The sequence below is a fragment of the Pseudomonas sp. TMW22089 genome (assembly GCF_022496645.1).
Taxonomy (GTDB): Bacteria; Pseudomonadota; Gammaproteobacteria; order Pseudomonadales; family Pseudomonadaceae; genus Aquipseudomonas; species Aquipseudomonas paraversuta.
Map to the genome: position 1 here is coordinate 87,804 of NZ_SCFG01000012.1, position 17,797 is coordinate 105,600.

Here is a 17,797-nt window from a genome sequence, read left to right on the forward strand (position 1 = left end):
GCCTGGAAACTATCAGGCGCCGTGGCACTTCTTGAATTTTTTGCTGCTGCCGCATGGGCACGGATCGTTGCGGCCAACGTCTTTCAGTTCGTTGCGCACGGGCTCTTGGGGCGCGTGGCCGCAATGAGGGCCATGTACGTGACCGTGGTCGTGGTGGTCATGGGCGTGATCATGCTGCTCATGATCGTGGTTGCAGTCCGGGCCATGAACGTGGGGTTGTTGGGTCATTACTCAATCACTCTGGAATAAAATCGGCAGGGATTATCTCGCCTTTGCGGGTCAGGTGCACTTCGTTACCGTAGAAAAGGCCGGTCTCCAATGTGCCATCCAGCCGATAGGGGATGGGTTGCTCAGGAGATTCAAGCAATTTGATCAGCGGGCGCACCTGCGGCCACAGGTTGGTGCGCACCGGCACCACGAGCACGGCGTGGCTTTTTGCCTCGACGCTGAACCACTGGCTGTACTCCCCCTCGGCCAGTTTTATGGCGTCCAGCTGAATCCTGTAGGTCAGGCCGCGTACGGTCAGCGTCGAGTCGTTGGGGTTGTCGATCCGAAAGTACAGTTTGAAGCGCTGCTCCAGCATTTTGGCCTTGACCAGCTCTACGCGCACCAGATGTACGTCCGGGTCTTTTTCACCCGAGTCAAACCAGGAGGCGCAACCCGACAGCGCCAGAATCATCATCAGGGCAATTGTTCTTGTTATTCGAGCCCGAGAATCCATTCCTTAATTCCTCTTTTGTCTCAGTTGCCCAGATAGCTGGCGCAGCACTTTTTGAACTTGAATCCGCTGGCGCAAGGGCAGGCATCATTTCGCCCGACCTTAAGTGGCACTGTGGGATCAATGAAGTACCAGCGTCCAGCACTTTGTACAAATGATGACTGCTCGCGATGACTATGTTCGCCGTTGGCATCGTGCCAGCGTGCAGTAAAGGTCACAAAGGCATGTTCGGGTTGACCGCCGAAAACTTCGCTGCTTTCAACTTCCAGTCCCAGCCAGGTGCTTTGCGCGCTCCAGTCGCCAATGGACTGACAATCGAGGCCGGCCTGCTGTATTGGCAGCGTGGTACTGACCAGATAATCAATCAAGCCCAGGACATAGGCGCTGTAACGCGAACGCATCAGCGTTTCTGCGCTTGGGGCCGGGTGTCCGGCGTGATAGTGCCCGCAGCAGGCGTCGAGCAAGTTGCCGCTGCCACAAGGGCAAATGGATGTACTCATCGGCTTACCACCAATATTTGCCAAAATTTTCCGGATTGGCCCAGAATCTGGCATTCAGCCAGTCGGGTACTTGTTTGTACTCGCGCAAATCGTAAGTGAACAGGGTCAGTACCTGTTCATCGCGCTGAAAACGCTCACTGCTTTGCAGGGCAAGCGAAAAGAAATCGGTGTCCTTCCAGTTACAGGCACTCAGATCCGCCAGCACTGCAATGCGGCTGGCGTTCAGGTTGCGAATTCCGCCCAGTAGTTCCAGCCCTTCGCGCTTGGGCAGATGTTCCAGACAGTCGATCACCAGGGCCAGGTCAAAGCGCTGTGCGGCCAGTTCTGCCGGTAAAGCCCCGGGGGCCGCGTGGGCGACAACAACTTCGGGGTGAGTCTGTGCAAAAGCTGCCAGCGCCGGAAACTGGCTGGCGCCGACCACGAGCAGGCGTTGTGGCGCAGAACGCTCAAGCAGCGCCGCCAGTGCTTGCTGGGGTGTACGGGTAGAAATACCAGACGTCATCGAAAGTCCTCAATCAGAGCCCCAAGACTAGCGTGCTGAAGCCCCGGGGCCTAGTGGGCACTTGTCCGTGCATTGCCTTTGCTGGCGCATAACCCCGGCGCGGTCTTTACTTTCGGGGCATCGGCCCAATGCCGACCCCCAGGAGAGACCCCATATGAGCATCATCAGGACAGCCGTACCTTTGATTGTTCTCACCAGTGTATTAACGGGTTGCGCCGGTTTGCAAAAAACCGACTGGCCTACCTGTGCTGCTGTAGGTGGCGTTGGCGGAGCGGCGCTAGGGGCGATAAACAGTACCGCCTGGGCGGGCGGCGGTGCGGTATTCGGTGCCGGCATGGCCGCGGCTTACTGCTGGGTGCACGGCGATGGCGACGCGGATGGCGACGGAGTTCCGGACAGCCGTGACCAATGTCCGAACACTCCGAAAGGGGTGAAGGTCGATGCCGCAGGCTGCCCGATAGTGGCGGTTGTGGTGGTTGAAGAGGTGGTGATAGTTAAAGAAGAAACCATCGTGGTACGTGATGTTCACTTCGAGTTCAATTCGGCCAGGCTGACGGCCGCCGACAAGGAAAAACTCAATGTGATTGCGACGCGGCTGAAAAAAGACGCGGCCAATGCTCAGCTTAAAGTCACAGGCTATACCGACAGCGTGGGCAAGGAAGCTTACAACCTCAAACTGTCCAAAGAGCGCGCGCACTCTGTGGTCGAGTACCTGATCAGCAGCGGTATACCACGCAGCCAGTTCGTATCCGTGGCCGGCGCCGGTGAGTCGAATCCGGTGGCCAGTAATCAAACCCCGGAGGGCCGTGCCCTGAACCGTCGTACCGAGATAAAAATCATTCGTTAAACCGGCCTCGGCGCTCTGGCGAAAGCCTCAAGCCAGAACGATATCTTCAAGGTCTGCAGGGCGCCCGGGTTTGATCAGACCAATCAACCCCGGTCTGTTTTTTTGCAAGGTTCACTGGCGCCGGCCTCCTGCAAGCCGTTAATGTGCGCTCAAAGAAAAACATAAAAGGGCAGGGGTATGCAGGTACTTAGGGGGCTGGGGAAAGTGTTGATGCTGTTGTTCTGGGGGATTGCGCTGAGCAACATTTACAAGCCGCTGATCAACCCGCTCGATTTACTGATTAATCTGGCTGGCAGTCTGTTACTGCTGACCCATGTACTTGAATTGCTGTTGTTCAACAGCAGTCTGCGGGACCGTCCGCACCCTTGGCGTGATCGCCTTTACATCCTTCTGGTTGGAATCCTTCACGTGCAAACCCTTGGTACTTCTTCAAAGCGAGACGACAGCCATGCGTAAACTTTGTCTGTTGGCCGCCTTGTGCAGCCCTTTTGCCCATGCCGACGTGGTCATGGTGCAAGCCAACTCTCTGATGCGCCTGCCGGGTAACGCCAGTGTGTTGCAGCTGGAAAAACTCGAAGTGGCGGACTACGGCACGCTGCTGATTCCCGCTGGCGTCACCCGGGTCGACATCGACCAGTTGCACCTAGGGCGCGAGGCGCGCATCACCCTGGTGCCTGCCGAGCCTGGCATCGAGCTGCGCGTTGGCCGGGCCGAATTTGACGAAGGCAGTCAAATCAATGCCCGAGGGGCTCCGGGCACCTTTGAAAAGCCTGCCCGAGCGGCACGGGATCTGAGTGTACGGATTGAATCGCTGCAAGCACCGCAATTGCTCATTGATGCCCGTGGCGGCACGGGTGCGCCGGGTTTTTCCGGGCTTGATGGTGGTAATGGCCAGGCGCCGGGTTGTACCTGGGGTGCGGCGGGTGCCGGGGCCAATGGCGACGACGGAGGTAATGGTCAGGCGGGTGCTGCGGGTGCACGGGTACGGGTTGAACTGCCGCGCGACTACCCGGCGGAGCTGATCAGCGTGCGGGTGGATGGCGGGGCAGGGGGCAAGCCGGGCGAAGCCGGGCGTGCGGGCGCTGGTGGCAAATCCAAGGGTTGCATTGTGTACCGTACCGACGGCGGAAAATCCGGTCGCCCGGGGCTGGCCGGACAACCGGGCGATGCCGGAGCCGCCGGCATGGTGACCATTGAGCGCTTGTAACGGTAATGCGCCACCTTTGATCTAGAGCCCTGCCGGGAAGCCCGGCCTCCCGGCAGGGCGGGGCAGCCCTTAAAACATGGGGCGGGCCGCCGCAATGGCTACCAGCACCAGCCCTACGATCAAGTTACATCCCACCAGGCGTCTGATCCGGCCCATGACCGCCGCACCTGCGGCCCACTGCTGGTCCTGCACGGCTTTGCGCAACTCCGGCAGTTGCAGAGACTGAATCCGGATAAACAGCGCCACCATCACAATGTACAAGCCCATCATTATCTGGACATAACGCGGGGCGGTTTCGAAACCGCTGAAGCGCATCTGCAGCAGCCCTACACCGCTTATCGGCAAAATCACCACCGCCAGCCATACCCAGACAAAAAACCGTTGAAACACTTCTACCCACAGTTTTAACCGCACAGGGCCTTCAAGGGCCGTCACAGCTGCCGGGCGCAGGATCATCCAGGCAAAAAACATCCCTCCCACCCAGATCAGGGCGGCCAGTAAATGCAGGCTGTAGGCGAGGCTAAAGGCGGTCATTGGGGTACTCCGTGCGGCGCAGGATGAATTAGCGGGGTATGATAGCGGCCATTCGAACCACTGAAAATTTATCCAGCGTTTCTCGCGCCCGAAGAACCATGATTAGTAACGAACTAAAATCCCAGATCCAGGGCGCTTACTCGCGTTTTCTCGAAGCCAAGAGCCTCAAACCACGCTACGGCCAGCGTTTGATGATCGCCGAAGTGGCCAAAGTGCTGGGCGATATCGATACCGATGAAGAAGGCCACCGCAGTGGCGAACCGGCTGTGGTCGCCGTCGAGGCCGGCACCGGTACCGGCAAGACTGTCGCCTATAGCCTGGCCGCCATCCCTACGGCCAAGGCCGCCGGCAAGCGTCTGGTTATCGCCACGGCGACCGTGGCCCTGCAAGAGCAGATCGTCTATAAAGACCTCCCCGACCTTATGCGTAACAGCGGGCTGAATTTCAGCTTTGCGCTGGCCAAAGGCCGCGGGCGTTATATGTGTCTGTCCAAACTCGACATGCTGCTGCAAGAAGGCCACGCGCAAACCGCGACGGCGCAGCTGTTCGAGGAAGAAGGCTTCAAGATCGAAGTGGATGAGGCCAGTCAGAAGCTGTTCACCAGCATGATCGAGAAGCTTGCCGGCAATAAATGGGACGGTGACCGCGACAGCTGGCCCCAAGCCCTGGAAGACCAGGACTGGGCGCGCCTGACCACCGACCACAGCCAGTGCACCAACCGGCATTGCCCCAACTTCGGCCAGTGCGCCTTTTACAAGGCTCGCGAAGGCATGAGCAAGGTGGACGTGATTGTCACCAACCACGACATGGTTCTGGCGGACCTGGCGCTGGGCGGCGGTGCAGTGCTGCCTGACCCCCGCGACACGCTGTACGTGTTCGACGAAGGTCACCATTTACCGGACAAGGCCATCGGCCATTTCGCCCACTACACCCGTTTGCGCTCAACGGCCGACTGGCTTGAGCAAACGGCCAAAAATCTCACCAAACTGCTTGCCCAGCATCCGCTGCCGGGTGACCTGGGGCGTTTGCTGGAGCAGGTGCCGGAGCTGGCGAAAGAGATCAAGGCCCAGCAGCAGTTCATGTTCACTGCCTGTGAGCAGGTGGCCGACTTCAAAGTGGGCGAAGAGCCTGAAGGTCGTGAGCGCCCGCGTCATCGCTTTATCGGCGGCGTGATCCCCGATCACATGCGTGAAATGGGGATCGAGCTGAAGAAAGGCTTTTCGCGTCTGACCGACCTGTTCACCCGTCTGACAGAAATTCTCAAGGACGGCATGGACGGCGAGGTCAATATTGGCATCACCAGCAACCAGGCCGAAGAATGGTATCCGCTGTTTGGCAGCCTGCTGTCCCGCGCCCAGGGCAACTGGGAGTTATGGACCGCTTTTACCACCGAAGATCCCGAGGACAACCCGCCCATGGCGCGCTGGATGACCCTGGCTGAAAGTGGTTCGCTGTTTGATATCGAGGTCAATGCCAGCCCCATCCTTGCCGCGGAAATGCTCCGTCGCAACTTGTGGAACGTGGCCTACGGAGCCCTGGTCACATCGGCCACCCTGACCGCGCTGGGCACCTTTGACCGTTTCCGCATGCGTGCCGGGCTGCCCAAAGCCGCCGTCACGGCAGTGGTGCCGAGTCCGTTTCATCATGCCGACGCCGGTGTCCTGCGGGTGCCGGACCTCAAGGCTGACCCGCGGGATGCCGTGGCCCATACCGCGGCGATCATTCGCGACTTGCCCGCTCTGGTAGAAGGCTCGCGGGGTACGCTGGTGCTGTTTTCCTCGCGCAAGCAAATGCAGGACGTGTTTGACGGTCTGGAGCGCGACTGGCGCAAGCAGGTGTTTATCCAGGGCAACCTGTCGAAACAGGAAACCCTCAACAAGCACAAGGCACGGGTGGATGGCGGGGACTCGAGCGTGCTGTTCGGCCTGGCCAGTTTTGCCGAAGGGGTCGATTTGCCCGGCGCCTATTGCGAGCACGTGGTAATCGCCAAAATTCCGTTTTCGGTGCCTGATGATCCTGTGGAAGCGGCGCTGGCCGAGTGGATCGAAGCGCGGGGCGGTAATCCGTTCATGGAGATTTCGGTGCCGGATGCTTCGCTCAAACTGGTTCAGGCCTGCGGTCGTCTGCTGCGTACCGAACAGGACCGCGGCACCATTACATTGCTCGACCGGCGGCTGGTCACCCAGCGCTATGGCAAGGCCATCCTCAACGCCTTGCCGCCTTTCCGTCGCGAAATTTCTTAAGCCCGGGCCGGCGTCTTTGCCGGCTTTGCTGTCTATGCTGTTTCTTCAACACCTCACAGGCTGTTTTCGGCCGTTTGGGAGAACCTGATCCATATGATTCGCCGTTCGCTGTCTGCTGTTTTTGCGTTGCTGGTCACGACCCCGCTATTGGCGGCACCTGCCGGTCAACAAACCTTGTTCAACTTCGTTCGCCCTGCCGATGTGGTGCAAGTGGCGACCGTGGATGCGAGCTTGCCGCAATACAACGCGGAGCAAACGGCGGAAGGTGAAGTGCTGCGTCGCGTGACCTTTAACCCGGCTGCTGCGCCAAGCCTGCGTCTCACGCCGCAAACCGGCGCATGGGACTGGTCGCAGTCGGGGATGATGACCCTGCGTATCCAGAATGCGATGAACTGGGCGCTCACCCTCGATGTGACCGTGCAAAGCAATAACGGCAAGACCCTCACCAGCCGGGTCGACTTACCTGCGGGACCGGCGCAAACCCTGTTACTGCCGTTGCAGGCGAATTCGCCGTACAGCCAGGGTATGCGCGCGGGACCGCCGATGCCGATGACTGTCGACGGGCAACGTATCTTGCTGGCCAGCACCCAAGGTGCGATTGATCTCAGCCAGGTGGTATCGGTCACCTTGTCCATCCCGCAACCCAATGCCGCGCAAAGCATTTTGCTCGAACGCTTTGGCGTGCAGGATGATGCCGGTGTGATCAAGGCCGTATACGGCTCGATCGTGGATGGCTACGGCCAGTCGACCCGGGCCAAGTGGCCGGAGCGAGTGGCCAATGATGAACAGCTCAAAGCCGCCGCTGCCAAAGAACAGCAGTTGCTCAAGGGCTGGCTGGCCAAACGGGGGGATCAGGACAAGTTTGGCGGTTCGCTCAAAGGTCCGGGGTTCAAGGCTACCGGCTTTTTTTACACCGAAAAACGCAATGGACGCTGGAATCTGGTGACCCCGCAAGGCCATCCGTTTTATTCCTTGGGCCTGAATGCCGTGACGGCCAACGATAGCCAGACCTACGTTGCCGGGCGTGAGTGGATGTTCACCGATCTGCCCGAGCAGGGTGCGCCTCTGGCCGGTTATTACGGTTCATCGAACAGCAACAACGGTAACGGTTCCGCGCAGGGGCGAGGTTACAACGTTGGCCGCTGGTACAACTTCTATGGCGCCAACCTGCAACGGATTTACGCGCAGCCTTGCGACGCCGGCAAAACAGTCCCCGGGGCTGAGCCTGTTATTCCATGTGCGCCACAAGTTATTGATGCCAAGCGCTGGCAGGAACACGCCCTGGATCGCCTGCAAGCCTGGGGCTTTAACACCATCGGCAACTGGAGCGATCCGGAACTGGGGCTCAATGATCGGGTGCCTTACACCTTGCCGCTGTCGATAGTCGGTGACTACGCCAGCATCAGCACGGGTGCCGACTGGTGGGGCGGCATGCCCGATCCGTTTGACCCGCGCTTTGCCATGGCCACCGAGCGCGCAGTGGCGATTGCTGCCCGCGACCATCGGGATGACCCATGGCTGATCGGTTATTTCGCGGACAACGAACTGGCCTGGGCCGGCCCCGGTAATGATCCGGCATCACGCTATGCACTGGCCCTGGGCACCTTGCGGCTGACCACGGACGTACCGGCCAAACGTGCATTTCTGAAGCAGTTGCGCGACAAGTACCGTAACCAGCAAGGCCTGTCCAAAGCCTGGGGTGTCGATATCCCGGCGTGGGAGCTAATGGAAGACCCGGGTTTCGAGGCGCCGCTGCCCAACGCCGAGCACCCGGAAATTGAAGCGGATTATCAGTATTTCCAAAAGGTCTTCGCCGATACCTATTTCAAGACCATTTCCGACTCGCTGAAGTGGCATGCCCCGAATCACTTGCTGCTGGGCGGCCGCTTTGCCGTGAGCACACCAGAAGCCGTGGCCTCGTGCGCCAAGTATTGCGACGTACTGAGTTTCAACTTCTATACCCTGCAGCCGCAGGACGGTTATGACTTCGCCAAACTGCGCGAACTGGACAAGCCGGTGATGATCACTGAATTCAACTTTGGCTCCCGCGACCGCGGCCCGTTCTGGGGCGGCATGACCGAAGTGGCCAGCGAAGAAGCCCGCGGTCCGGCCTATGCCAGGTTTCTCAAGCAGGCAGTGGCTGAGCCGTCGATTGTCGGCGTGCACTGGTTCCAGTACCTGGATCAGCCGGTTACCGGCCGTTTACTCGATGGCGAGAATGGTCACTTCGGCATGATCGGTATCACCGACCTGCCGTTTACCGGCTTTGTCGACAGCGTGCGTAAAACCAACCTGCTGGTCCTCGATCAACTCGGCCAAGAGGCCGCCAAGGCCCAGGTCGCTGCAGACCAGGCCGCCAAAGCCCCGGTGCATACACCTCAGGATGGCAGCGCTGGAAGCTCTGGCCCGGGCCATGCCGGCGGTCATTCAGGTAAAGGTCACTGATCTGCGAAACCGGGCGGCGAGTCACTGCGTCGCTCCAGGGGACCTGCGCCCTTCTAGATAGCATTTGAAAACCTGGCGCTTCCATTCAACTGAATGGAGGCTTCGAAATGGATGCGAAAGGGAGGTGCGCAAGTGGGGTCGAAGCCGTTCAGCGTGCACGCATGCGATTCGGGCCCGCTACGACTGTTCGGCGGGGATTTCACAAAAAATCCACTCTCGCGCTGATACCTTCTGCGCCGACTGCGTAATGCACAAAAATTGTGCGTTGGTAGCGGTTTGCTCTGTTTCAAAATCTCACAGGGACTGGAACAATGCATGCCTTGTAGAGCCATGCTTGATTCAGGAGGTGCGGGTGCAGATTCAGGGTTTTCACGACCTTAAGTTCGAAGCAGTACGTGAGGCGTTTGCCGATCTGTTCAATGATCCGCAAGAACGCGGCGCGGCACTGTGCATCCGGATCGGCGGCGAAACGGTGCTCGATTTGTGGGCCGGCACCTCTGACAAGGACGCAGAGCAACCTTGGCACACCGACACCATTGCCAATCTGTTTTCCTGTACCAAGACCTTTACCGCAGTCACTGCGTTGCAGTTGGTAGAAGAGGGCAAGCTGGAGCTCGATGTGCCTGTTGCCCGGTATTGGCCTGAGTTCGCTGCTGCGGGCAAAGAGTCGATCACGTTGCGCCAGTTGCTCAGCCATCGCGCCGGCTTGCCGGCAATACGTGAATCAATGCCGGCGGCTGCCTTGTATGAATGGCAGACCATGGTGGATGCGCTGGCCGCGCAAGCGCCCTGGTGGAGCCCCGGTGAAGGGCATGGTTACGCCGCAATCACTTATGGCTGGTTGGTAGGCGAGTTGATTCGTCGGGCCGACGGGCGCAGTGCGGGCCAATCGATAATGGCGCGTACCGCCAGGCCTTTGGGGCTGGATTTCCATATCGGGCTGGCGGATGAAGAGTTTTACCGGGTGGCCCATATTGCTCGCAGCAAAGGCACGATGGGCGATGCGGCAGCGCAACGCCTGTTGAAAGCGATGATGAATGAGCCGGCTTCGATCAGCACTCGGGCATTCACCAACCCGCCGTCTATCATGACCAGCACCAATAAGCCGGAATGGCGGCGGATGGAGCAGCCGGCGGCCAACGGCCACGGCAATGCCCGAAGCCTGGCCGGTTTCTACAGCGGTTTGCTGGATGGCAGTTTGCTTGAAGCCGAAATGCTCGGGCAATTGACCCGTGAGCACAGCATCGGTCCGGATAAAACCTTGCTGACGCAGACTCGCTTCGGGCTGGGCTGCATGCTGGATCAACCGGATGTAGCCAACGCTACCTTCGGCCTGGGCCCCAAGGCGTTTGGTCATCCCGGGGCAGGAGGGTCGATAGGCTTTGCCGATCCGGAGCGGGATGTGGCTTTTGGCTTCGTTACTAATACACTTGGGCCTTATGTATTGATGGACCCACGGGCGCAAAAGCTGGTTAAAGTCTTGGCGAGGTGTCTATAACCGGGTATTTGTAGGCCGTAGGTCGGAACCCTGTAGCTTTTATGCGTTTAATACGTTTTTTTATGTAGGCATAGCGCCTTTTATTCTTAATTCATTGTGTGGATATTCAATGTCATCTAATAAGACCCTCGCTCTGGCTCTTTGCCTGGCAATTACCGGTTGTGCACAAACTCCACAGAATGACGCCGCAGGTGGCCACAAATGGTGGCAGCTGGGCTCTTCCGACCAAGCGTCGACGCCTTCCGATAAAAGCGCCAGCGCACCTTCCAAGCCTGCAGACACTAAAGTAACTGCGCCGGTCGCCAAAACTGCCGCAGCGCCTGCGACTCCTGCTGTAGCCGAAGCCAAAGAAAGCGCTTTCAGCTGGTGGCCATTTGGTTCCGACTCGGCCAAAAAAGATGCCCCGGCGGAGAAAGAAAAGGTAGTGGCTGGCGCCGCAGCTCCTGCAACAACATCGACCAAGAATTGGTGGTGGCCGTTTGATAGCGCTGCCAAAGACAGCAAGCCCGCAACGGTTGGCGTGATTCCAATGCCAGATCCGAAAATCACTCAGGCCTGGCTGGACGAGTACGAGCCTCGCCTGCGTGCAGCAATCAAAGACACCAACCTGCAACTGGAGCGTCGCGAAAGCTTGCTGGTGATCGTGGCCTCGGCTGATAGCTCGTTCAAGGCTACACGCCCGGATTTGTTGATGCCGTCCATGCTTGGCCCGTTCACACGTGTGGCCAAAGTGGTTGAAGGCGATCCCAAAACTGCAGTACTGGTGCTTGGCCATGCGGACGCCACAGGCGCCATGGCAGCCAACACCCGACTGAGCCTGGATCGTGCCAAATCAGTGGCGGCTATCTTCCGCATGAGCGGTCTGCAGAGCAATCGTCTGACCCTGCGTGGCATGGGCTCGGTAATGCCTCGTGCAGCCAACGACAGTAATGAAGGTCGTGCACTGAACCGCCGGGTTGAAATCCTCATGACTCCGCAAGCGACCATGGTCGCGCTGGTCAGCAAATACAGCCAGCCTGCCTTGTCGCCATCTGATCTGGTTGCAGTGCAGCCGGCTGTTGCGCCGTCGATTGCGAAAAAAGCGGCTGCTCCTGCCAAGAAAGCAGTGGTTGCCAAAAAAGGCGCCCCGGCTAAAAAGGCAGTGAAAGCTGCTCCAGCCAAAAAGCCAGTAGTGGCTAAAGCCGACACCAGCAAAAAGGTTGCTGCTAACGATCAGGCCAAGAACTGATTGATTCAGGAAAGGATTGGCTCATGACTCAATCGCTGGCAGATATGCGCCGTGATTACACCCGTGACGGGCTGACCGAGGCTCAGGCTCCGGATGAGCCTTTCGCGCTGTTTCATCAGTGGTTCAGTGACGCGGTCAAAACCGAGCAGCCACCGGTCGAAGCCAACGCCATGACCCTGGCCACGGTCGATGCACAGGGTCGCCCGCATTGTCGGGTGCTCCTGCTTAAAGGTCTGGATGATCAGGGTTTTACCTTTTTCACCAACTACACCAGCGCCAAGGGCCAGCAATTGGCCGCATGTCCCTTTGCGGCGATGACCTTTTTCTGGCCTACCCTGGAGCGCCAGGTGCGTATCGAAGGTCAGGTGATCAAGGTGTCGGCGAAAGAGTCCGATGCCTACTATCAGGTTCGCCCGTTGGGTAGCCGGATCGGGGCCTGGGCTTCGCCACAAAGCCAGGTGATTGCGGGTCGCGAAGAGTTGATCGGGCTGCTTGAAGCCACAGAGGCGCGTTTCAGCGAGACCCAGCCGCACTGTCCTGAACACTGGGGCGGTTATCGGTTATTGCCTGAACGCATCGAGTTCTGGCAGGGGCGTCCAAGCCGTCTGCATGACCGGCTGAACTATCGTTTTGACGGAGCTCGCTGGACCCTTGAGCGGCTGGCGCCCTGAAGTCGCTACCGGGAGGCTGCGTAATGCAAAACGGTAATTACGCGCTACCCTTACACGAGTTTTTAGAGAGTTGTCAGGCCTGACGAGACTGTACAGGCGCTGAATAAAGGCTGTTTATCTGCGCCGCGCGGTGACATGTACCCGGCTGCAGAGTTTAATGTATCCCTGATCTTTTGGAGTTGATCCTATGCGTAAGTCCGTACTGTTAGTTGCTGCTTTTTCGACCATGACAGTTTTGTTGGGCGGCTGCACCTCGAGCTTGACCGGCGACACCTACTCGCGCGATGAAGCGCGCCGCGTGCAAACTGTTCGCATGGGCACCATCGTTGCCCTGCGTCCGGTACAGATTGAAGGCACCAAAACCCCGATCGGCGCTGCAACAGGTGCTGTTATCGGCGGCGTTGGTGGCAGTGCTATCGGTGGTGGCCGTGGCAGCATCGTGACCGCCGTTATCGGTGCAGTAGCTGGTGGCCTGCTGGGCTCGGCAGCCGAGTCGGGCCTGACCAAGACCCAGGGTGTAGAAATCACCGTACGTGAAGACGACGGCAGCACCCGTGCCTACGTGCAGCAGGTTGAGCCGAACCAGGTGTTCCGTACCGGTGAGCGTGTACGCATCATGACTGTTGACGGTACCAGCCGCGTTACCCAGTAACGCCCAGGCGACACCGCTAAAAACAAAACCCCGGCCAGTGCGAACTGGCCGGGGTTTTTGTTTGTCTATGACCCTTATCCGGGAGCGGGCTCGCGCAAGGTCAGGCGACCTGTTGTTTACGGCTAAAGAACGCCGTAACCCCGTAGCCAATCAGCGCCGCCAGAATTGAGCCGGTCAGGATGCCCATGCGGTCCATTCCCACGTAATCACTGCTTCCCGCCACAAACGCCAGGGAGCCTACAAACAGGCTCATGGTGAATCCGATACCGCACAGAATCGCTACGCCAAACACCTGACCCCAGTTAGCACCGGCCGGCAGCGCTGCACAGCCGGTTTTAATCACGATCCAGGTCAAGCCAAACACGCCCAGGGTTTTACCGAGCAGCAAGCCTGTGGCGATCCCCATCGGCACGTGGTGGGTAAAGCTGTGCAGGTTGACGCCTGTCAGCGAGACGCCGGCATTGGCGAAAGCAAACAATGGCAAAATCCCGTAAGCCACCCAGGGGTGCAGCGCATGTTCGATGCCCATCAGTGGTGACGGTTCGGAGTTCCTGGTCCGCAGCGGGATGCAGAATGCCAGGGTCACACCCGCCAGCGTGGCATGCACGCCGCTTTTAAGCACGCATACCCAGAGGATCAGTCCGATGATCATGTAAGGGGCGATCTTGACCACGCCCATGCGGTTCATCGCGATCAAAATCACCAGGCACGCCGCAGCCAGCATCAGGGATACCCCTGACAGCTCGGTGGTGTAGAACACCGCAATCACAATGATTGCGCCCAGATCATCAATGATCGCCAGGGTCATCAAGAACAGTTTGAGTGACGCCGGGACACGTTTGCCGAGCAGGGCCAGCACCCCAAGGGCGAAGGCAATATCAGTGGCCATCGGGATTGCCCAGCCGCCATGGGCGTCCGGGAAATCTTTGTTGATGTACCAGTAAATCAGTGCCGGCACTACCATGCCGCCAACTGCGGCTGCACCGGGCAGTACTACCTGGGATGGTCTGGACAGCTGTCCGTCGAGCAGTTCGCGTTTGACCTCCAGGCCAATCAGCAGAAAGAACAAAGCCATCAGGCCATCGTTGATCCACAGCAGCGAGGGCTTGGCGATTTGCAAGGCACCGATCTGCACGGCCACCGGTACGTCAAGAAAGGCTGTGTAGTAGTGGGAAAGCGGCGAATTGTTGATGATCAAAGCCAGAGCCGCAGCTGCAATCAACAACAGACCGCTGGCAGCTTCCAACTGAAAGAAACGAGTGAAAGTGCTACGCAGAGGCAAGGTGGCTCTCCATCGGATAGTTATGGGGTGCGATACCCGGACTTGTGAACCCGCTGGTTAAAACAAAAACCGGGTTGGCTTTTGTTTTAAACAACGCGTTGATCTCACTTCGACAAAGAGCCTAGCAGTTGAGTGCCCAATGGAGCCGCGTTGAGTTTGAGCAGACTGCAGGAACTGTCCTGTGGATCAAACTGTACCGCTGCCTGGAGCTGAAAAGGGCTGCGTAACAGCCCTTGTCGAAGCTTGGCGGCAGCGGTACAGGGTCAGGCTTCGATACCGAGAATATCCCGGGCAACGGCTTCGGCAATCCGGATGCCATCCACGCCCGCCGACAGAATTCCGCCGGCGTATCCTGCGCCTTCGCCAGCCGGGAACAGGCCTTTGACATTGAGACTCTGCATCGACCCGTCGCGGGTCATGCGCAATGGCGATGAGGTGCGAGTTTCGATCCCGGTCAGGATCGCGTCATGCATCGAGAAACCTTTGATCTGCTTCTCGAATGCCGGCAAGGCTTCGCGGATGGCTTCAATGGCGTAGGCCGGCAAAGCCAGTGCCAAATCACCCAGGGATACGCCCGGCTTGTAGGACGGTTCAACACTGCCCAGTGCGGTGGACGGCTTGCCCGTAATAAAGTCGCCAACCAATTGCGCCGGCGCTTCGTAGTTGCTGCCGCCCAACACATAGGCGTGGGCCTCCAGACGCTCTTGCAACTCGATACCGGCCAGAGGTCCACCCGGGTAGTCTTCGGGGGTAATGCCGACCACGATGCCTGAGTTGGCATTGCGTTCATTACGCGAGTATTGGCTCATGCCGTTGGTCACGACGCGGCCGGGTTCGCTGGTGGCTGCAACCACTGTACCGCCGGGGCACATGCAGAAGCTGTAGACCGAGCGGCCGTTTTTGGCGTGGTGAACCAGCTTGTAATCAGCGGCGCCCAGCTTCGGGTGACCGGCGTACTTGCCAAGGCGCGCGCTGTCGATCAACGACTGCGGGTGCTCGATACGGAAACCCACCGAGAACGGCTTGGCCTCCATATACACACCGCGCTCATGGAGCATGCGGAAGGTGTCTCGGGCGCTGTGGCCCAGGGCCATGATCACGTGCCGCGAGTTCAGTTGCTCGCCATCGGCCAGGACCACACCGGTCAAGTGTCCGTCATCGATCAATACGTCGGTAACGCGTTGCTGGAAGCGTACCTCGCCGCCCAGCGCCTCGATTTGCTGGCGCATGTTTTCGACTACGCCGGTCAGACGGAACGTACCGATGTGCGGTTTGCTGACATAGAGGATTTCGTCCGGCGCACCGGCTTTGACAAACTCGTGCAGCACTTTGCGACCGTGGTGTTTCGGGTCTTTGATCTGGCTGTAGAGCTTGCCGTCCGAGAAGGTCCCGGCGCCGCCTTCGCCAAACTGCACGTTCGATTCGGGGTTCAGGACGTTTTTGCGCCACAGGCCCCAAGTGTCTTTGGTGCGCTGGCGCACTTCAGTGCCGCGCTCAAGAATGATCGGCTTGAAGCCCATTTGTGCCAGCAGCAAGCCAGCGAAAATACCGCATGGGCCAAAACCCACCACAATCGGGCGTTCGCGTAAATCATGGGGCGCGTGGCCGACAACTTTGTAGCTGACGTCCGGAGCAGGATTGACGTTGCGGTCATCCGCGAACCGCAGCAACAGCGGGGCTTCATCGCGCACGCTCAGGTCGATGGTGTAGATGAAGCACAATTCGGAGGTTTTTTTGCGCGCATCGTAGCTGCGCTTGAACAAGGTGAAATCGAGCAGGTCATCGCTGGCGATGCCCAGGCGCTGCACGATGGCAGCGCGCAGGTCTTCTTCGGGATGGTCGATCGGCAACTTGAGTTCGGTAATTCGTAACATGACAGTGTCCAATAGAGGGGCCAGGCAAACCCCGGCAGCCTTAACGCGAACCGGCGATTATAAGCTGCCTGGAGGTCAGACCGTCAGCAACATTTGTCGTTTAGTCGTTACGTGCGCCACCGAAGTAGCCACAACCACGCTGTACCTGACCGTTGACCCGCAGTTCAGCGCCCAGATGCTGAATGCTGCCGTTGACACTGTCCGTGCAGCGTTGCGGGGCGACCCAGAGTTCGATGTGCTGGTTGTTGGCTTCTGTGGACAGGGAGAAGCGACCGTCGCCGACCTGTTCCTCAACAAAAGGTAGTGCCAGTTGTGGCTGGCCTTCGCGTTTTAGAACCATGCCCTTGGCGCCTGCCTGGACTTCCCACGCCGGGCCATTGCCGTTGGCATGCACGGTGATTTGTTTGAAGTTGGGGTCTTTGCAGGCGGAACTGTTGCGCTCCAGGCGATACAGTTGTTGCAGCTGAACTTCGCCGTCAGTGCCGGGGACTTTACCGGTTACAAAGCTGCCGCGAATGTCGGCGAACAACTTGCCGGGCTTGTCAGGCATGTCCGTGGCGTCTTGCACCAGGGTGGTACTGGCACTGTCACGCACCACATAGCGCTGTTGCCCGACGCATGGCTGAAAAATTAACTGGCCATTGGCCGAAACCAGCTCACCTTGCAGACGGGTCATGCCGGCATTGCTGTCAGCGGGTTTACTGTTGAACATTTGGCAGCCCGCAAAAAGGGGCAACAGGGCGAACAAAACCAAGGAACGAGCAGCACGCATCATTGAGACTCCTGACTAGTGCTGCCACGTTACTTAGGCGCGAAGTGCTGCACAAGGGGCGATCTTTTTTTCCGCCGGGCAGGCCCTGCGCGAGCATGCCCGTTCGGGATTTTTTGATCCGCAAAGCCCGCCCCTGCAAAGAGACTGGTCGATTAGCCGACCTGATAGGTTTGCCCGGTGTGCAGGCCTTCTACGCTTTTGGCGTAGGCCAACGCCACGTCAGCTGCTGCGACCGACTTGAATCCGCGGAAGTATGCGGCATATTTGCCCATGGCTTCGGTCAGCACGGTAGGGCTCACCGAGTTCACCCGCAGGCCGCGGGGCAGTTCGATCGCCGCGGCTTTTACGAAGCCATCCAGTGCGGCGTTTACCAGGGCTGCGCTGCTGCCGGTACGAATCGGCTCACGGTTGATTACACCGCTGGTGAACGTAAACGAGGCGCCGTCGTTAGCAAATTCACGACCGATCAGCAGCAGATTGACCTGCCCCATCAGTTTGTCCTGCAAGCCCAGGGTGAAGTCTTTTTCGCTCATCTCGGCCAATGGCACGAAATTGACGTTGCCTGCAGCGCACACCAGGGCGTCGAAGCGACCGGTTTTTTCAAACAGTTGCCGAATCGAAGCGCTGTTGCTGATATCAACCTGGAAATCGCCACTGCTGCGACCAATGCGCACGATTTCATGGCGGGGCGACAACTCGCGGTCAATGGCTGAACCTATGGTGCCCGTAGCGCCGATCAACAGAATCTTCATTGCCATGTTCCTTCAGTGATGGGGTGTGGGTTGAGTCTAATGCTGGTGTTTTAAGGTGATAAGCGCACTAAT

Annotated in this window: 18 protein-coding genes; 9 read left to right on the forward strand and 9 right to left on the reverse strand. The window is 58.7% G+C overall.

The features are described from left to right. Window positions 1–12 precede the first annotated feature (12 nt). Genes EQV90_RS13610 through EQV90_RS13625 form a run of 4 tightly spaced genes read right to left on the reverse strand, consistent with a single transcriptional unit; the run spans window position 13 to window position 1,720 of the window. Window positions 13–228 carry an SEC-C metal-binding domain-containing protein gene (locus tag EQV90_RS13610; protein ID WP_003443155.1) on the reverse strand — a complete coding sequence of 72 codons (216 nt, stop codon included), beginning with the start codon at window positions 226–228 and terminating at the stop codon, window positions 13–15. 7 nt (window positions 229–235) lie between these two features. After that, the gene (locus EQV90_RS13615) at window positions 236–721 is read right to left on the reverse strand and encodes an LEA type 2 family protein (protein ID WP_240878225.1); all 486 of its coding nucleotides are present in this window, start codon (window positions 719–721) and stop codon (window positions 236–238) included. Between the two features lie 20 nt (window positions 722–741). Beyond that, a complete protein-coding gene (locus EQV90_RS13620) occupies window positions 742–1,218 on the reverse strand; it encodes a YchJ family protein (protein WP_003443153.1) in 477 nt (158 codons plus the stop codon). A gap of 4 nt (window positions 1,219–1,222) precedes the next feature. After that, window positions 1,223–1,720 carry a DUF6231 family protein gene (locus EQV90_RS13625; RefSeq protein ID WP_003443152.1) on the reverse strand — a complete coding sequence of 166 codons (498 nt, stop codon included), beginning with the start codon at window positions 1,718–1,720 and terminating at the stop codon, window positions 1,223–1,225. A 154-nt stretch (window positions 1,721–1,874) separates the two neighbouring features. Between EQV90_RS13625 and EQV90_RS13630 the strand changes: the two genes are divergently transcribed. From EQV90_RS13630 to EQV90_RS13640, 3 genes are all read left to right on the forward strand, one after another. After that, window positions 1,875–2,567: an OmpA family protein gene (locus EQV90_RS13630; RefSeq protein ID WP_003443151.1), complete on the forward strand. Its 693-nt coding sequence runs from the start codon at window positions 1,875–1,877 to the stop codon at window positions 2,565–2,567. A 177-nt stretch (window positions 2,568–2,744) separates the two neighbouring features. Then, entirely contained in the window at window positions 2,745–3,023 is a 279-nt protein-coding gene (locus tag EQV90_RS13635) for a DUF1145 domain-containing protein (RefSeq protein ID WP_029612262.1), read from the forward strand. Next, a complete protein-coding gene (locus EQV90_RS13640) occupies window positions 3,016–3,774 on the forward strand; it encodes a hypothetical protein (protein ID WP_003443149.1) in 759 nt (252 codons plus the stop codon). Before EQV90_RS13635 ends, EQV90_RS13640 begins: the two co-directional genes overlap by 8 nt. Before the next feature lie 69 nt (window positions 3,775–3,843). Here the strand turns inward: EQV90_RS13640 and EQV90_RS13645 are convergent, their stop codons facing one another. Then, complete coding sequence (locus tag EQV90_RS13645) at window positions 3,844–4,308, reverse strand: CopD family protein (RefSeq protein ID WP_003443148.1); 465 nt, start codon at window positions 4,306–4,308, stop codon at window positions 3,844–3,846. Between the two features lie 98 nt (window positions 4,309–4,406). Here EQV90_RS13645 and dinG point away from each other — a divergent pair, with 98 nt between their 5' ends. The 6 genes from dinG to EQV90_RS13675 all read left to right on the forward strand — a co-directional run bounded on the left by dinG (window position 4,407) and on the right by EQV90_RS13675 (window position 13,045). After that, window positions 4,407–6,551, forward strand: coding sequence for an ATP-dependent DNA helicase DinG (dinG, locus tag EQV90_RS13650; protein ID WP_003443147.1), 2,145 nt, complete (start codon window positions 4,407–4,409; stop codon window positions 6,549–6,551). Between the two features lie 93 nt (window positions 6,552–6,644). Further along, window positions 6,645–8,996: a beta-galactosidase gene (locus tag EQV90_RS13655; RefSeq protein WP_160626859.1), complete on the forward strand. Its 2,352-nt coding sequence runs from the start codon at window positions 6,645–6,647 to the stop codon at window positions 8,994–8,996. Window positions 8,997–9,348: 352 nt separating this feature from the next. After that, window positions 9,349–10,494, forward strand: a complete 1,146-nt coding sequence (locus EQV90_RS13660) for a beta-lactamase family protein (protein ID WP_240878238.1) — start codon at window positions 9,349–9,351, stop codon at window positions 10,492–10,494. A 109-nt stretch (window positions 10,495–10,603) separates the two neighbouring features. Then, window positions 10,604–11,722: an OmpA family protein gene (locus EQV90_RS13665; protein WP_240878226.1), complete on the forward strand. Its 1,119-nt coding sequence runs from the start codon at window positions 10,604–10,606 to the stop codon at window positions 11,720–11,722. Window positions 11,723–11,745: 23 nt separating this feature from the next. Continuing rightward, a complete protein-coding gene (pdxH, locus tag EQV90_RS13670) occupies window positions 11,746–12,393 on the forward strand; it encodes a pyridoxamine 5'-phosphate oxidase (RefSeq protein ID WP_003443143.1) in 648 nt (215 codons plus the stop codon). Between the two features lie 187 nt (window positions 12,394–12,580). Beyond that, window positions 12,581–13,045 carry a glycine zipper 2TM domain-containing protein gene (locus EQV90_RS13675; RefSeq protein WP_003443142.1) on the forward strand — a complete coding sequence of 155 codons (465 nt, stop codon included), beginning with the start codon at window positions 12,581–12,583 and terminating at the stop codon, window positions 13,043–13,045. A gap of 100 nt (window positions 13,046–13,145) precedes the next feature. On the opposite strand, the gene nhaA is transcribed toward EQV90_RS13675, so the two are convergent. The 4 genes from nhaA to EQV90_RS13695 form a co-directional block, all read right to left on the reverse strand. Beyond that, on the reverse strand, window positions 13,146–14,327 hold the full coding sequence (gene nhaA / locus EQV90_RS13680; protein WP_010655673.1) for a Na+/H+ antiporter NhaA: 1,182 nt from the start codon (window positions 14,325–14,327) through the stop codon (window positions 13,146–13,148). A gap of 263 nt (window positions 14,328–14,590) precedes the next feature. Beyond that, entirely contained in the window at window positions 14,591–16,201 is a 1,611-nt protein-coding gene (locus EQV90_RS13685) for an NAD(P)/FAD-dependent oxidoreductase (RefSeq protein ID WP_240878227.1), read from the reverse strand. Window positions 16,202–16,301: 100 nt separating this feature from the next. After that, window positions 16,302–16,973 (reverse strand): hypothetical protein, encoded by a 672-nt coding sequence (locus EQV90_RS13690; protein WP_003443139.1) that lies wholly within the window; start codon window positions 16,971–16,973, stop codon window positions 16,302–16,304. 152 nt (window positions 16,974–17,125) lie between these two features. Next, window positions 17,126–17,725, reverse strand: a complete 600-nt coding sequence (locus EQV90_RS13695) for a short chain dehydrogenase (protein WP_010655674.1) — start codon at window positions 17,723–17,725, stop codon at window positions 17,126–17,128. Window positions 17,726–17,797: the final 72 nt, after the last annotated feature.

Excerpts from the sequence above, each read along its gene's own strand:
- EQV90_RS13610 (WP_003443155.1), bottom strand. The coding sequence starts at position 228 with ATGACCCAACAACCCCACGTTCATGGCCCGGACTGCAACCACGATCAT.
- EQV90_RS13615 (WP_240878225.1), bottom strand. The coding sequence starts at position 721 with ATGGATTCTCGGGCTCGAATAACAAGAACAATTGCCCTGATGATGATT.
- EQV90_RS13620 (WP_003443153.1), bottom strand. The coding sequence starts at position 1,218 with ATGAGTACATCCATTTGCCCTTGTGGCAGCGGCAACTTGCTCGACGCC.
- EQV90_RS13625 (WP_003443152.1), bottom strand. The coding sequence starts at position 1,720 with ATGACGTCTGGTATTTCTACCCGTACACCCCAGCAAGCACTGGCGGCG.
- EQV90_RS13630 (WP_003443151.1), top strand. The coding sequence starts at position 1,875 with ATGAGCATCATCAGGACAGCCGTACCTTTGATTGTTCTCACCAGTGTA.
- EQV90_RS13635 (WP_029612262.1), top strand. The coding sequence starts at position 2,745 with ATGCAGGTACTTAGGGGGCTGGGGAAAGTGTTGATGCTGTTGTTCTGG.
- EQV90_RS13640 (WP_003443149.1), top strand. The coding sequence starts at position 3,016 with ATGCGTAAACTTTGTCTGTTGGCCGCCTTGTGCAGCCCTTTTGCCCAT.
- EQV90_RS13645 (WP_003443148.1), bottom strand. The coding sequence starts at position 4,308 with ATGACCGCCTTTAGCCTCGCCTACAGCCTGCATTTACTGGCCGCCCTG.
- dinG (WP_003443147.1), top strand. The coding sequence starts at position 4,407 with ATGATTAGTAACGAACTAAAATCCCAGATCCAGGGCGCTTACTCGCGT.
- EQV90_RS13655 (WP_160626859.1), top strand. The coding sequence starts at position 6,645 with ATGATTCGCCGTTCGCTGTCTGCTGTTTTTGCGTTGCTGGTCACGACC.
- EQV90_RS13665 (WP_240878226.1), top strand. The coding sequence starts at position 10,604 with ATGTCATCTAATAAGACCCTCGCTCTGGCTCTTTGCCTGGCAATTACC.
- pdxH (WP_003443143.1), top strand. The coding sequence starts at position 11,746 with ATGACTCAATCGCTGGCAGATATGCGCCGTGATTACACCCGTGACGGG.
- EQV90_RS13675 (WP_003443142.1), top strand. The coding sequence starts at position 12,581 with ATGCGTAAGTCCGTACTGTTAGTTGCTGCTTTTTCGACCATGACAGTT.
- EQV90_RS13685 (WP_240878227.1), bottom strand. The coding sequence starts at position 16,201 with ATGTTACGAATTACCGAACTCAAGTTGCCGATCGACCATCCCGAAGAA.
- EQV90_RS13690 (WP_003443139.1), bottom strand. The coding sequence starts at position 16,973 with ATGCGTGCTGCTCGTTCCTTGGTTTTGTTCGCCCTGTTGCCCCTTTTT.
- EQV90_RS13695 (WP_010655674.1), bottom strand. The coding sequence starts at position 17,725 with ATGAAGATTCTGTTGATCGGCGCTACGGGCACCATAGGTTCAGCCATT.